At 72.8% G+C, this 13362-nt stretch carries 12 protein-coding genes; 6 read left to right on the top strand and 6 right to left on the bottom strand.

The window, feature by feature from the left end; genetic code table 11:
* Window positions 1–3 precede the first annotated feature (3 nt).
* Window positions 4–858: a carbohydrate ABC transporter permease gene (locus tag ABZ928_RS17290; protein WP_361519039.1), complete on the top strand. Its 855-nt coding sequence runs from the start codon at window positions 4–6 to the stop codon at window positions 856–858.
* The gene (locus tag ABZ928_RS17285; RefSeq protein ID WP_361519037.1) at window positions 855–2240 is read left to right on the top strand and encodes a glycoside hydrolase family 32 protein; all 1386 of its coding nucleotides are present in this window, start codon (window positions 855–857) and stop codon (window positions 2238–2240) included. Before ABZ928_RS17290 ends, ABZ928_RS17285 begins: the two co-directional genes overlap by 4 nt.
* Here the strand turns inward: ABZ928_RS17285 and ABZ928_RS17280 are convergent.
* Complete coding sequence (locus ABZ928_RS17280) at window positions 2203–3264, bottom strand: LacI family DNA-binding transcriptional regulator (protein WP_361520686.1); 1062 nt, start codon at window positions 3262–3264, stop codon at window positions 2203–2205. The two genes, ABZ928_RS17285 and ABZ928_RS17280, sit on opposite strands and share 38 nt — an antisense overlap.
* A gap of 96 nt (window positions 3265–3360) precedes the next feature.
* Between ABZ928_RS17280 and ABZ928_RS17275 the strand changes: the two genes are divergently transcribed.
* Complete coding sequence (locus ABZ928_RS17275; RefSeq protein WP_361519035.1) at window positions 3361–4191, top strand: aldo/keto reductase; 831 nt, start codon at window positions 3361–3363, stop codon at window positions 4189–4191.
* 31 nt (window positions 4192–4222) lie between these two features.
* Here ABZ928_RS17275 and ABZ928_RS17270 read toward each other — a convergent pair whose 3' ends face one another.
* Complete coding sequence (locus ABZ928_RS17270) at window positions 4223–6574, bottom strand: FtsX-like permease family protein (RefSeq protein ID WP_361519033.1); 2352 nt, start codon at window positions 6572–6574, stop codon at window positions 4223–4225.
* Window positions 6571–7278 (bottom strand): ABC transporter ATP-binding protein, encoded by a 708-nt coding sequence (locus ABZ928_RS17265; RefSeq protein ID WP_361519031.1) that lies wholly within the window; start codon window positions 7276–7278, stop codon window positions 6571–6573. Before ABZ928_RS17265 ends, ABZ928_RS17270 begins: the two co-directional genes overlap by 4 nt.
* A gap of 226 nt (window positions 7279–7504) precedes the next feature.
* Here ABZ928_RS17265 and ABZ928_RS17260 point away from each other — a divergent pair, with 226 nt between their 5' ends.
* The 3 genes from ABZ928_RS17260 to ABZ928_RS17250 all read left to right on the top strand — a co-directional run bounded on the left by ABZ928_RS17260 (window position 7505) and on the right by ABZ928_RS17250 (window position 10065).
* A complete protein-coding gene (locus tag ABZ928_RS17260; protein ID WP_361519029.1) occupies window positions 7505–8815 on the top strand; it encodes a histidine kinase in 1311 nt (436 codons plus the stop codon).
* Window positions 8812–9522 carry a response regulator transcription factor gene (locus ABZ928_RS17255; RefSeq protein WP_361519027.1) on the top strand — a complete coding sequence of 237 codons (711 nt, stop codon included), beginning with the start codon at window positions 8812–8814 and terminating at the stop codon, window positions 9520–9522. Before ABZ928_RS17260 ends, ABZ928_RS17255 begins: the two co-directional genes overlap by 4 nt.
* Before the next feature lie 105 nt (window positions 9523–9627).
* A complete protein-coding gene (locus tag ABZ928_RS17250) occupies window positions 9628–10065 on the top strand; it encodes a cupin domain-containing protein (protein ID WP_361519025.1) in 438 nt (145 codons plus the stop codon).
* A gap of 17 nt (window positions 10066–10082) precedes the next feature.
* Here the strand turns inward: ABZ928_RS17250 and ABZ928_RS17245 are convergent, their stop codons facing one another.
* The 3 genes from ABZ928_RS17245 to ABZ928_RS17235 all read right to left on the bottom strand — a co-directional run bounded on the left by ABZ928_RS17245 (window position 10083) and on the right by ABZ928_RS17235 (window position 13331).
* The gene (locus ABZ928_RS17245) at window positions 10083–12422 is read right to left on the bottom strand and encodes a SpoIIE family protein phosphatase (RefSeq protein WP_361519023.1); all 2340 of its coding nucleotides are present in this window, start codon (window positions 12420–12422) and stop codon (window positions 10083–10085) included.
* Between the two features lie 64 nt (window positions 12423–12486).
* Window positions 12487–12954: a peroxiredoxin gene (locus tag ABZ928_RS17240; RefSeq protein ID WP_361519021.1), complete on the bottom strand. Its 468-nt coding sequence runs from the start codon at window positions 12952–12954 to the stop codon at window positions 12487–12489.
* The gene (locus tag ABZ928_RS17235) at window positions 12951–13331 is read right to left on the bottom strand and encodes a MauE/DoxX family redox-associated membrane protein (RefSeq protein ID WP_361519019.1); all 381 of its coding nucleotides are present in this window, start codon (window positions 13329–13331) and stop codon (window positions 12951–12953) included. The genes ABZ928_RS17240 and ABZ928_RS17235 overlap by 4 nt, the downstream gene beginning before the upstream one ends.
* Window positions 13332–13362: the final 31 nt, after the last annotated feature.

The following is a 13362-nucleotide window of genomic DNA, read 5'->3' as shown; positions in this document are numbered from 1 at the left end:
TCCATGAGCCAAGCGACTATGACCGTGAGCCGAGCGCGCCACCAGCTCGCGCCCTGGGCGCGGATCGCCGCACTGGCGGTGTGCGCCCTGCTGACCCTGGGACCGGTCATCTGGACCGTCTCCACCTCGCTGCGCACCCCGGCGGAGTCCTTCGATCTGCCACCGAAGATCATTCCGACGAGTCCGACCGTGGAGTCGTACCGCGGGGTCTTCGACCAGATCGACGTGTGGCTGCTCGCCCTGAACTCCACCCTGGTGACCGCCCTGATCGCGGTCGGCCAGATGATCACCGCGGGCCTCGCCGGCTACGCCTTCGCCCGTCTCGAGTTCCGCTTCAAGAAGCCGCTGTTCGGACTGGTCCTGGCGACCATGATGGTCCCCTTGCAGGTCACGATCGTGCCGGTGTTCCTGGTGCTCAAGTCGATGGGGCTGACCGACACCCTGCTCGGTCTGATCATCCCGGCCTTCCCGACCGCCTTCGGCACCTTCCTGATGCGCCAGTACTTCCTGGGCATGCCCAAGGACCTCGGTGAGGCGGCGATGCTGGACGGCTGCGGCCCCTGGCGGATCTTCCGGTCCGTGTACGCGCCGCTGGCCGCGCCGGGCCTGGCGATCGTCGGCGTCCTCGCCTTCAACTACCACTGGAACGAGTTCTTCCGCCCGCTGATCCTGGAGACCTCGGGCCAGAACTACACCCTCCCCCTCGGCCTGGTCTCCCTCCAGGGCAACCTCGGCACCGGCTCCATCTCGGTCGTGCTCGCCGGTGTCGTGCTGTCCATGCTCCCCGCCCTCGCCGTGTTCCTCGTCGGCCAGCGCCCTCTCCGCGAGGGCATCACCTCCGCAGGAGTCAACCGTTGAGCCACACCCCGGGCGCCCCCCGGTTCCGGGTCCGTCCGCCCGCGAACTGGATCAACGACCCGAACGGGCCGTTCCGTTGGCGGAACCGCTATCACCTGTTCTTCCAGCACAACCCGGATGCCCCGGTCCACGCGAACGTCCACTGGGGCCATGTCTCCAGCCCCGACCTCGCCCACTGGGAGCACCACCCGATCGCCCTCACCCCGACCCCCGGCGGCCCCGACGAGGCGGGCTGCTGGTCGGGGTGCGTGGTCGACGACGACGGCGTGCCGACCGCCGTCTACACCGGCGTCGACCGGCACCACACCGGGCTCGGCACGATCTGTCTGGCGCGGGCCCTGATGCCGGAGGACGAGACGCTCACCGACTGGAAGCCCCTGCCCACCCCCGTCGTGACCGGCCCGCCGGACGGTCTGGACGTGGTGATGTTCCGCGACCCGTTCGTGTTCCGCAGCGGGGGCCGACGCTGCGCACTGGTGGGCGCGGGGCACGCCGACGGGACCCCTTCCGTCCTTGTGTACGACTGTGACGACCTGTCCGACTGGCGATTCGCCGGGGTGCTGCTCGACGGCAACGACCCGGTCGCACTGGACGCGTTCGGGGACAAGGCGGTCGGCTGGGAGTGCCCTCAGCTGTACGCGACGGCGAGCGGGGAGTGGGTGCTGCTGGTGTCGCTGTGGGACGGGGACCCGTGCGCCACGGGTTATCTGACGGGCCGTCTCCAGCCGTTGAAGGACGGCGAGTTGCGCTTCGAGACCCGCACCGGCGGACGCCTCGACCACGGCCGGGACTTCTACGCGCCCGCCGTACTCCAGGAACCCGACCGGGCGTTGATGTGGGGCTGGTCCTGGGAGGCCCGCGAGCAGAGCGAGGTCGATCACGCCGGGTGGGCCGGCGTCCTGACCGCGCCGCGCGTGGTGGACGTCCATGCCGACGGGGCGCTGAGGGTCGTACCGGCTCCGGAGCTCGAACTGCTGCGTGCGGCCGAGCCGTTCGTGACGGCGCCGGGCGGGCGTACGCCGCTGCCGTCGTCGTACGACCTGACGGTGACCGCGTCGGGCCGGACCGCCGTGAGTCTCCTGCGGGCCGCGTCGGGTGCGGAACTGACCGTCGTACTGGATCCGGACGAAGGGACGGTGACGCTCGACCGTGCGGACTGGCCGCGGGCCCGGGCCGACGGCTCCGCCCCGGTCGTGGTGCGGGCTCCGGCCGACGAGGTGCGGATCCTGGTCGACGGCTCGCTGTTCGAGGTGTTCGTCGGGGACCGGGCGACGGTGACCGAGCGGGTCTATATGCGGCCGGGCGATGTGCCGGAGCTCGTCGTCACCGGTGCCGGGGCGGCGGTCACAGGGTGGGAGCAGGTCCCACCGACGCACGGCTGATCACCGGGCAGGCCAGGCGCCGTACCGTCGCGGGCGGCGTCCGGCCGGTGTCGATGGAGTCGAGGAGGAGCCGGGCCGCGGCCTCGCCCATCGCCCGGTGCGGCAGGGCGACGGTCGTGAGGGCCGGGGTGAGGAAGGCGGCCATGTGCTCCTGGTCGTCGTAGCCGACCACCGACAGCTGTTCGGGGACGGCGAGGCCGAGCCGGGTCGCGGCGTGCAGGACGCCCGCCGCGACCCGGTCGTTGTAGCAGAAGAGACCGGTCGGACGCCGGTCGGCGGGGACGCCTTCCAGGACCCGCAGCGCGCCCTCGTAGCCTCCGGAGATCTCGCCGCCGCTGCGTACCACCCACTCCTTGGGGACGGTGATCCCCTCCGCCCGCAGCGCGTCCCGGAAGCCGCGCAGCCGCTCGACCGAGGCGATGTCGTCCTGGCCGCCGATCATCGCGACCCTGCGGTGCCCCTCGTCGAGGAGCAGCCGGGCCGCCGTACGGCCGCCCGCGCGCTCGGCGGGGACGACGGCGGGCAGCGAGTCGTCCTCGGGAACGCAGTTGGCGAGGACGGAGTGGGTGCGGTGCAGGCCCTCGGGGACGCGGACGCGGCGCAGGGACATGGCGGCGTAGATGATGCCGTCCACGCGGCGGTCGAGGAGTTCGGCGACCGCCGCGTCCTCCTTGGCGGGGTCGCCGCCTGAGTCGACGGTCAGGACGAGGTGGTCGCTGCCCCAGGCGGTCTCCATGGCGCCGCGCAGCAGCCGGCCGGCGAAGGGCGAGGAGGCGATCTCGTCGGTGACCAGTCCGATCACGGCCGTACGGCGGCGGCGCAGGCCGCGCGCGACGGGGTCGGGGCGGTAGCCGAGCCGGGCGGCGGCCTGCCGGATGCGTTCCTGGGTGGCGGGTGAGAGGTTGCCCTCGGCGCGGCCGTTGAACACGAAGGAGACCGCGGTGTGCGACACGCCCGCGAGCCGGGCCACGTCCTTCGACGTGGGACGTCCGCCCGCCGCCCGCTTCTCCTCGGTGCCGTCCATGCCGTCCGCCGCCTTCATCCCCCACCCGTCCGGTTGATCACGGCTCACCCTATCCGTGAGGCTGGAGGCACGACACAGTCGAGGGAAGGTCCAGCGGTGATCAGCATCCCGGTACACACGCTCAACGACGGTACGAAGTTCCCGGCCATCGGCCTGGGCACCTGGCCCATGACCGACGCGGAGGCCGAAGTGGCGGTGGCGGAGGCCCTGCGGCTGGGCTACCGCCTGGTCGACACGGCGACGAACTACCGCAACGAGGCCGGCGTCGGTCTCGGCGTCACCCGCAGCGGGATCCCCCGCGAGGAGGTGGTGGTGGCGACGAAGCTCCCCGGCCGGCACCACGGCCACGAGGAGACCCTCGCCTCCTTCGAGGAGTCCCGCCGCCGCCTCGGCCTGGACTACGTGGATCTCTACCTGATCCACTGGCCGTTGCCCCGCGTCGACAAGTACGTCGACTCCTGGCGGGCCATGATCAAGCTGCGCGAGGAGGGCCTGGTCCGGTCCATCGGCGTCTCCAACTTCACGGCGGAGCACATCGAGCGGCTGGAGAAGGAGACCGGGGTCCTGCCCAGCGTCAACCAGATCGAACTGCACCCCGCCTTCCCGCAGGACGAGTTGCGCGCCTTCCACACCGCGAAGGGCATCGTCACGGAGAGCTGGAGCCCCCTGGACCGCGGCACCGCGCTGCTGGAGGACCCGGTCGTCGTCAGCGTCGCCGAGGCACACGGGGTGACGCCCGGACAGGTGATCCTGCGCTGGCACACCCAGCTCGGCGCCGTGCCCATCCCGAAGTCGTCGGACCCCGGGCGGCAGCGGCAGAACCTGGACATCTTCGGCTTCGAACTGGGCCCGGCCCAACTGGCGGCCCTCACGGACCGGGCGCACCGGCGCAGCGGTGGGGATCCGGAGGTGCACGAGGAGTTCTGAGGCAGGGGCGAGGGCAGGCGCGGGGCGGGGACTACTCGGTTCGCAACGCCCTGGCGGTCCGAGTCCTCGCCGCCCAGCCCGCGGGCAGCAGCGCGCCCAAGACGGCGATGACCAGGCCGCCGAGTGCCGGCGGGAGGAGCTCGGCGGCGTGGTAGACGGCGATCACCGAACCGGGCAGGTGAAGGCCCACGCTTTCGCCCATCGCCGGGATGACCCAGCCGTGCACGGCCACGCCCAGGGGCACACCCAGGGCGCCCGCGACCAGTCCGGTCACGACGACCGAGGCGACGACCATGACGACCGTCTGCCGCGGGGTCATCCCGAGCGCCTTGTGGACGCCGATCTCGCGGACGCGCTCGCGGGTGTCGAGGAGTACGCCGTTGAGCACACCCAGCGCGGCGACGGCGACGAGCATCAGCGTGAGGATCGCCGACAGCGCGTTGAGCGTGGCGACCATGTCACCGCCGGAGTCGAGTCCACCGGCCCGGGCGGTGACGCCGAGCGGTGTCAGGGTCCTGTTCAGCGCGTCGACGTACGCGGGCACGTCGGTGTCTGGAGCGACCGCGATGTGATGGCTCGTCTCCGTCAGGTCGGGGTGGGCGGCCGTGAGGGTCTCGGCGTCGGTGTAGACCTGCATGCCGTCGTTGCGCGGGTCGAGGACCTCGCCGACGATCCGGACCGTGACCGGCGCGGCCAGACCGGTCACGGTGACGGTGTCGCCGACGTGGGTGTCGGTGGCGGTCAGGAAGGGGGTGGGGACCACGGCCTCGCCGGGCTTCGCGAGCCAGCGGCCCGAGACCAGCGTGTAGCCGCCCCATGAGGCGTCGCCGGTGACGGCGCGTACGTCGACGGTGCCGGTCAGGCCGGACACGGTGGCCCGTACCGTCGCGACGCGGTAGTACTTCCCGGTTCCGGCGGCGGTCTCGATGGCCGTGGCGACCGCGGTGGGGTCCACGTCGGGCATCTTGGCGGAGGCGGGGTCCTGGGCCCCGAAGTCCGGCACGGGCACGGGGACCACGACATCGGCGGCGTCATGGGCCCTGGCCCTCATCACCTCGCCGAGCGAAGCGCTCATCCCCACGGTGAAGGTGACGGCGACGGTGCCGAACAGGATCGCCGTGCCCATGGCCAGCGCCCGGGCGGGCCGGACGAAGGGCCGGGCCAGCCCCAGGGCGACCGGCCGGGGCAACGGCAGCCGTCCGGCCAGCCGGGCCGCCCACCGCCCGCGCCCTGTCGAAGCGGTACGCCCGACAGCGAGCGCGTCGACCGTGCGCAGCCGTCCGGCCCGCCAGGCGCCGACCCACGCGGTGGCCGCCACCAGGCCGAGCATCCCGGCGACCACCGCCAGGTAGACCCACGGGTCCACGGTCAGGGACGAGGTGCCGTAGACCTCCTCTGCGTCGGCCAGCACCGGGACGGCGAGCAGGTGCCCGGTGAGGACACCGAGAACCGTGCCGACCGCGGCGGGGACCAGCGCCTGGCCGACGTAGGCCCGTACGACCTGGGCCGGAGTGAAGCCGACGGCCTTGAGGACGCCGATACGGCGGGTTCCCGAACCGACGGCCGACGCCACGACGTTGCCGACGATGAGCACCGACATGACCAGGCCCAGGACGCCGAACGCGATGAGGAACGGGACGTAGACGGCGGTGTCGCGCTCGGCATTCCGCTGCACGGTCAGCCAGGACTGTTCGCCGACGGCCGCGCCCTCCGGCAGGGACCGGGTCACGGTCTCGCCGCCCGCGGTGATCCGCGCGGCGGTGTCGGCGGCGGTGAAACGGTAGAGCATCTGGTAGCCGCCGCTGCCGGGCGCGGTGAGCGCCGGCATCTGGGCGGGCAGCACCCAGGCGTCGGCGGTCCGGGTGACCGAGCGGGCCAGACCGACGACCGTCAGGGTCGGGGCGCCGGGCGGATCGGGGAAAGCGACCTTCATGCCCAGGGTCGGGAGGAGCGAGGAGTCGGCGGACACCACGATCTCGCCGTCACGCGCGGGCCACCGCCCGGCGAGCAGGGCGACCTCGTCCACGTCCCGGCCGGGGTCGCCCCGGCCGACCACGGTCAACGGCCAGCCCGGGCCGCCCAGTCCGTCGGAGCGCGGGGTGAGGGTCGCCGTACGGAAGGGTCCGGCCGCACCGCTCACCCCTTGCGCGTCCTTGGTCCGCGACAACTGCCCGGCGCTGACCTTGCCGGCGTCGAACTGCACGGACAGATGCGCGCCGTGCTGCCAGGCGAAGGCGTCGTCGAAGGGGGCGCCGGAGGCCATGAGCAGGGTGCCGCCGAGGACGGACGAGGCCACCGCCATCAGCGCGGCGAGCCCGATCACGAGGGTCTGCACCCGGCGTCGTCCCACTCCCGAGCGCACCACCCGGCCGAGCGCGCTCATCGGACGGTCTCCGGGGCGACGGCCGGCGTGGGGACGTCCTCGGTGATCCGGCCGTCGGCGATCCGGACCGTGCGGTGGGTGCAGGAGCGGGCCAGCGCCAGGTCGTGGGTGACCACGACAAGCGTCTGGCCCTCGGCGTTGAGACCGGTGAGCAGCTCGCTGACGTCCTGCCCGGCGGCCGTGTCCAGGGCCCCGGTCGGTTCGTCGGCCAGGAGCAGCGCCGGGCGGTTCATCAACGCCCGGGCCACCGCGACGCGTTGGCGCTCGCCGCCGGACAACCGGCCGGGGTGGGCGCGGGCGTGGCGGTCGATGCCCAGCAGTTCGAGGAGCTCCGCCGCGCGGCGGGACGCCTCGCCCCGGGGCATGCCCGCGAGGCGGGCGGGCAGCATGACGTTGTCGGTGACGGTCAGGTCGTCGAGCAGGTTGAAGAACTGGAAGACCATGCCGACCCTCGCCCGCCGGTACAACGCCGCTCCGGCCTCGCCCAGTTGGTCCACCCGCACCCCGTCCACGGTGACGGTCCCGGTGTCCGGCCGGTCCAGGCCGGCGATCAGATTCAGCAGCGTGGACTTGCCGCTGCCGGACGGGCCGAGGATCGCCACCGCCTCGCCGGGCCGCACGGTCAGCGACACCTCGTGCAGGGCGGGCGGACCGTCGTCGTAGCGACGGCTCACCTCGCGCAGTTCGATCACCGGCAGGGTCATGAAAGGCTCCTCGGGTACGGCCAGTCGGGTACGGGCAGTTGGCTGCGTGAACGCTAGGAGCGGGCCCGGCCCGTACGCGTCGCCCGGCCGGACCCATTGCGGTACCACCCTTGGATGCGCCGCGAGGATGTCATCCCTGCGATGTAGGCGGGCGATGTATCCGGTGCGGCGGGAATCGGCCGCTGGGACGGACTCCGTGGCTCCGGGCGGCGGGGAGAATGATCCGGTGACGGACATACGTACGGCGCTGCGGCGGCTTCGGGACGACGCCCGCCGGACGGTCCGCGACGCCCGGCATCCGAGCGGCCCCCCTCTGCGACCTACCCTGCGCGCCTGGCGGTTCGACGCGCTGGTGGCCCTGGTGCTCGGCATCACCACCGTCTACTACGGCATCGACAACGCCGATGTCGTCTTGGTGCGGGAGATCGCCCCCGGGGTGGCGCACGTCGTACGGCGCCCGTCCGGCCCCGGCGGCCTGGCGTTCATGGTGACGCTCGCGGCCGTCGCGTCCGGCGCCCTGGCGCTGCGCCGGCGCTACCCGCTGGCCGTGCTGTGCGTGGTGACGGCGGCGACCCTGGCGACACCGCAGAGCGTTCTGCGGCTGACCTTCTACGCGTTCGTCATCGCCGTCTACAGCGCCGCCGTGTACAGCCCGTACCGGGTGGCGGCCCTGGCGGCGCTGCCGGTGTCGGTCCTCCTGGTCGGCACCTCGGGGGACTCGCTGACACCGATCGTCCCCAACGACTACATCGCCCTGCTGATCCTGGCCCCGATGGCCGTGGCCGCCGTCGGACTGCGCACCTGGAAACTCCGGACCGACGAGGGCCGCGCCCGGCTCACCGCCCTGGAACGCGAACAAACCACGGCACTGCGCCGGGCCGTCGAGCACGAGCGGGCCAGGATTGCCCGCGAACTGCACGACGTCGTCACGCACAACGTCAGCGTGATGATCATCCAAGCGGGCGCCGCCCGCAAGATCATGAGGAGCTCCCCCGAGGAGGCCGACGAGGCGCTGCTCGCCGTGGAGGCGGGTGGCCGGTCGGCCATGACCGAGCTGCGGCATGTCATGGGACTGCTCACCATGACGGACGAGGACGCGGGGACGGACGGCCGTGGTGCGGAACTGGCCGGCGCGTCACCGGAGTTGGCCCCACAGCCGGGCCTGGGCCAACTGGAGACGCTGGTGCGACGGGTCCGGGACGCGGGACTGCCCGTCGAGCTGACCGTGACCGGCCGGCCGCGCCCTCTTCCGCCCGGCCTCGAACTCGCCGCCTACCGCGTGGTCCAGGAAGCCCTCACCAACACCGTGAAGCACGCGTCCGGCGCCACCGCCGCCGTGACCGTCGACTTCGGGCCGGAGCGGCTCCGGGTGGAGGTCACCGACACCGGCGGAAAGGCGGGCGCGGCCACGGGCAGCGGGCGGGGACTGATCGGGCTGCGCGAGCGTCTCGCCGTCCACGACGGCACCCTGAGCACCGGCCGACGGCTGACCGGCGGCTACCGTGTGGAGGCTCTGATCCCCCTGGAGGCACCGTGACCGAGCCGCTGCGGGTGCTCCTCGCCGACGACCAGACCCTGGTCCGCACCGGATTCCGGCTGATCCTCCGGGCCGACGGCATCGAGGTCGTCGCCGAGGCGACCAACGGGGTCGAGGCGGTCGAGGCGGTCCGCCGCACCAGTCCCGACGTGGTCCTGATGGACGTCCGCATGCCCGAGATGGACGGCCTGGAGGCCACCCGCCGCATCCTCACCGGCGCCTCCGGCCACCCGCGGGTCATCATCCTCACCACGTTCGACCTCGACCGGTACGTCTACGCGGCGCTGTCCGCCGGAGCCAGCGGGTTCCTCCTCAAGGACGTCACTCCCGAGCAACTGACCGCGGCCGTCCGCACGGTCCGGACCGGCGACGCGCTGTTGGCGCCGACGATCACGCGCCGGCTGGTCCAGCGCTTCGCCGCCCAGACCCAGACGTACGGCGCCGACGTCCCCGCGCTCCACCGCGACCTCGCCCCGCTCACCCCTCGCGAACTGGAGGTCCTCGGCCTGCTCGCCCGAGGCCTGAGCAACGCCGAACTCGCCGCCCGCCTCCACCTCGCCGAGGCCACCGTCAAAACGCATGTCGCCCGGATCCTCGCCAAGCTCGGTCTCCGTGACCGGGTCCAGGCCGTGATCGTCGCCTATGAGACAGGGCTGGTCAGTGCCGGCGCGGGCGGGGACGTCGAACAGCCGACCGAGCAGAGGTGAACGTCTTCCGCGATAACCGGAATCCGGCCCGAACTCGCCTTCCCTGCCTCTATGTTCGCAGCGGGAACATCGTCGATCTTCCGCTCCAGCGTCAGGAGGCCCCGTATGCGCACCTCGCTCCGCGTCGGCATATCCGGGGTGGTGGCCGCGGCCACCACCCTCGCCTGTGGCACGGTCGCCCAGGCGACACCGCCGGGCCCCGGGGTCACCGCCAAGCTGATCAGCCAAGTGACCGTCGGGGACACCGACTACACGCTCAGAGAGATCACTGTGCCGCCGGGGCAGGCGACCGGCTGGCACTACCACGACGGCCTGGTGGTCGGGTACGTGAAGCAGGGCACGCTCACGCACTATCACTCCGACTGCGCCGTCGACGGGGTCTATCCGAAGGGCACCGTCGTACGGGAGCCGGGCGGGCCGAGCGATGTGCACCTCGGCCGGAACCTGGGCGACACCCCGCTGGTGCTGGAGGTGCTGTACGTGCTGCCGCACGGGTCGCCGTTCTCGGAGGATGTGCCGAACCCGGGCTGCCCCTTCCAGTAGCCGTCGTTTTCGAGTGCTCACTGCGGGGGCAGCGGCTGTTCGGCCCAGATGGTCTTGCCGGAGCCGGTCTGTCTGCTGCCCCAGCGCTGGGTGAGCTGGGCGACCAGGAGGAGCCCGCGCCCGCCTTCGTCGTAGGCGTGGGCGCGGCGCAGGTGGGGTGAGGTCGAACTGCCGTCGGAGACCTCGCAGATGAGGGTGCGGTCGCGGATCAGGCGCAGTTGGACGGGCGGGGTGCCGTAGCGGATGGCGTTGGTGACCAGTTCGCTGACGACGAGTTCGGTGACGAAGGCGGTCTCGTCCAGGCCCCACGCGGTGAGTTGCTCTGTGGCGGCCTGCCGGGCGTCGGCGACCTTGGCGGGGTCGGGGGTGATGTCCCAGGTGGCGACCCGGTCGGCGCCCAGTGCCCGGGTGCGGGCGAGCAGGAGGGCCACGTCGTCGCTCGGTTCCTCCGGCAGGACGGCCTTCAGGACGGTGTCGCACAGGGCGTCGAGGGTGGCTGCGGGTGCGGTGAGGGCGCGGCACAGTTCGCCGGTGGCGTGGTCGACGTCGCGGTCGCGGTCCTCGATGAGGCCGTCGGTGTAGAGGGCGACCACGGCGCCCTCGGGGAGTTCGATCTCGGTGGCCTCGAAGGGCAGTCCGCCGACGCCGAGCGGGGGTCCCGCGGTCAGGGGGACGAGTTCCGCGGTGCCGTCGGGCAGGACGAGGGCGGGTGGCGGGTGTCCGGCGGCGGCCAGGGTGAGGCGGCGCGAGACCGGGTCGTAGACGGCGTAGAGGCAGGTCGCGCCGAGTTCGGCGACGTCGTCGTCGGTGTCGTGGGCCGCCAGGTGGGTGACGAGGTCGTCGAGGTGGGTGAGGAGTTCGTCGGGCGGCAGGTCGACGTCGGCGAGGGTGCGGACGGCGGTGCAGAGGCGGCCCATGGTCGCCGAGGAGGTGATGCCGTGGCCGACGACGTCGCCGACGACGAGGGCGACGCGGCTGCCGGAGAGCGGGATGACGTCGAACCAGTCGCCGCCGATCCCGGCCAGCGAGCCGGAGGGCAGATAGCGGTGGGCGACTTCGACGGCCGCCTGTCCGGGCAGTCCCCTCGGCAGCAGGCTGTGCTGGAGGGCCAGCGCGGTCGTGCGCTCGCGGGCGAAGCGGCGGGAGTTGTCGATGCAGACGGCGGCACGGCTGGCGAGTTCCTCGGCGAGGGCGACGTCGTCCGGGACGTAGGGGTCGGTGGGGCCGATGCGGACGGTGACGGCGACGCCGAGCGTGATGCCGCGGGCCTTGAGCGGTACGGCCAGCATCGAGTGGGTGCCCTCGCGGTAGGGCCGGCCCTGCGGGGCGAGGGCGTTGCGCTCGCGGACCCAGCGGTCGAAGGCGGGCTCGCCGGCCCGGCTGAGCACGGCCCGGCCCTCGCGCAGGGCCCTGGCGGGCGGGGAGTACGGCGGGTAGACGTCCAGCGCGCCAAGGTGGACGGCGGCCTCCGGGGTGCCCTCATGGGCGGAGCCGTGGGCGGCGCGGCGCAGGACGATGTCCTGGGGCATCGCGCTGGGCGGTTCGTCCGGGCCGAGGACCCATTCAAGGAGGTCGACGCTGGCGAAGTCGGCGAACCGCGGCACGACGAGGGAGACCAGTTCCTCGGCGGTGCGGACCACGTCGAGGGTGGTGCCGATGGCGTCGGCGGCCTCGTTGAGCAGGGCGAGGCGCCGGCGGGCCCAGTGCTGCTCGGTGCTGTCGAAAGCGGCGAGGGCGACCCCGACCAGGTTGTCGACGGCGTCGCGGACCGGCCACATCTCGATGTTCCAGGCGTGGTAGCGGCTGCCGGACGGGGCGCGGGTGTAGCTCTCGTAGTGGAGGGGTTCGCCGGTCTCGGCGACCTTCCGCAGATGCCAGTGGAAGCCCCGGCTGTGCTCGGCGTCCTCCACGGTCTCCGGGAAGAACCGGCCGAGCAGCGCTTCCTCGGGCACGCCCATGACCTGGCAGGCGACACCGTTGAGCCGCAGATAGCGCTGTTGCGGGTCGAAGACCGACATGGACATCGAGGCCTGCTGGAAGGCCTGCCCGGCGAGGGTCGGCTCCGCCCCGCCGGGCTGCTCGGTGGTGATCACGAAGCCGCCGGGCGATCCGTCCGGGCCCAGCACCTCGCACGCCCGCAGCGGAAGGGCGACAGGGGTGCCGTCCCGGTGCCGCACGACGACGGTGCCGGCCCGGGCCGCCATGACGTCGGGCGGCGGCTCCTCGGCGAGCAGCTCACGCACCGCGAGTCCCACGGCCTCCTCGGCCGGGTATCCGGTCAGCCGCCGGGCACCGTCGCTCCACCCCGTCACCGTGCCGCGGGCGTCGACGACCACCACGGCGGAGGCGTGCTCCATATCGTCCAGGATGGTCCCTTTGCCGCACCGCAACAACCTCGGTACGGCTACCAGGACTCGTACGTCACTTGCGGTGGGCGCGCAGGGCGTCGAGGGCCCGGTCGGCGTGGGTGTTCATGCGCAGCTCGCTGCGGACGACCTCCAGGACGGTGCGGTCCTCGGCGATGACGAAGGTGATCCGCTTGGTGGGCGCCAGCGAGAACCCGCGGTTCACGCCGAACCGCTCCCGGATGGTGCCGTCGGCGTCGGACAGCAGCGGCATGCCGAGCGCGTGCTTGCCGGAGAACTCCTGCTGGCGCTCCACGGAGTCACCGCTGATCCCGACCGGACGGGCGCCGACGGCGGCGAACTCGGCGGCGAGGTCGCGGAAGTGGCAGGCCTCGGCGGTGCAGCCGGCGGTCAGCGCGGCGGGGTAGAAGAAGAGGACGATCGGCCCGTCGGCGAGCAGCGAGGTGAGGCTGCGCGGGGTGCCGGTCTCGTCGGGCAGCTCGAAGTCCTCGATCTTGTCGCCGACGTCGATGCGTGCGCTCATGCCTGGCCCTCCGTGTCGCGTGCGATGTTGCGGGCCCACAGGACGAGGGGCACCTGAAGGGGCAGCCGCGCTATCGCGGCGGCCTTCTGCGGGGTGGGGCGGTGGCGCCAGTCCACGGCCATCTGCACGTTCGCCGGGAAGACCCCGACGAAGAAGGCGGCAGAGGCGAGGGCGGCGGCCTTGCGGGTGCGGGGCGCCACGAGCCCCGCCGCCAGCGCGAACTCGGCGACGCCGCTGGCGTAGGTCCAGGTCCTGGGCGATCCGGGCAGGAACTTCGGGATGGTCGCGTCGAAGGAGCGCGGCGAGGTGAAGTGGGTGACCCCTACGCCGGCCAGCAGACCGGCCAGCAGCAGGGGTGAGCGTGGGGACCGGGGCACGGTTCCTCCTATGGGGGGCTTGCCGCGCGAT

Origin of the sequence: Streptomyces sp. NPDC046909 (assembly GCF_040644695.1) — a bacterium.
Lineage (GTDB): Bacteria > Actinomycetota > Actinomycetes > Streptomycetales > Streptomycetaceae > Streptomyces.
This window is presented reverse-complemented; position numbering and strand designations above follow the sequence as displayed.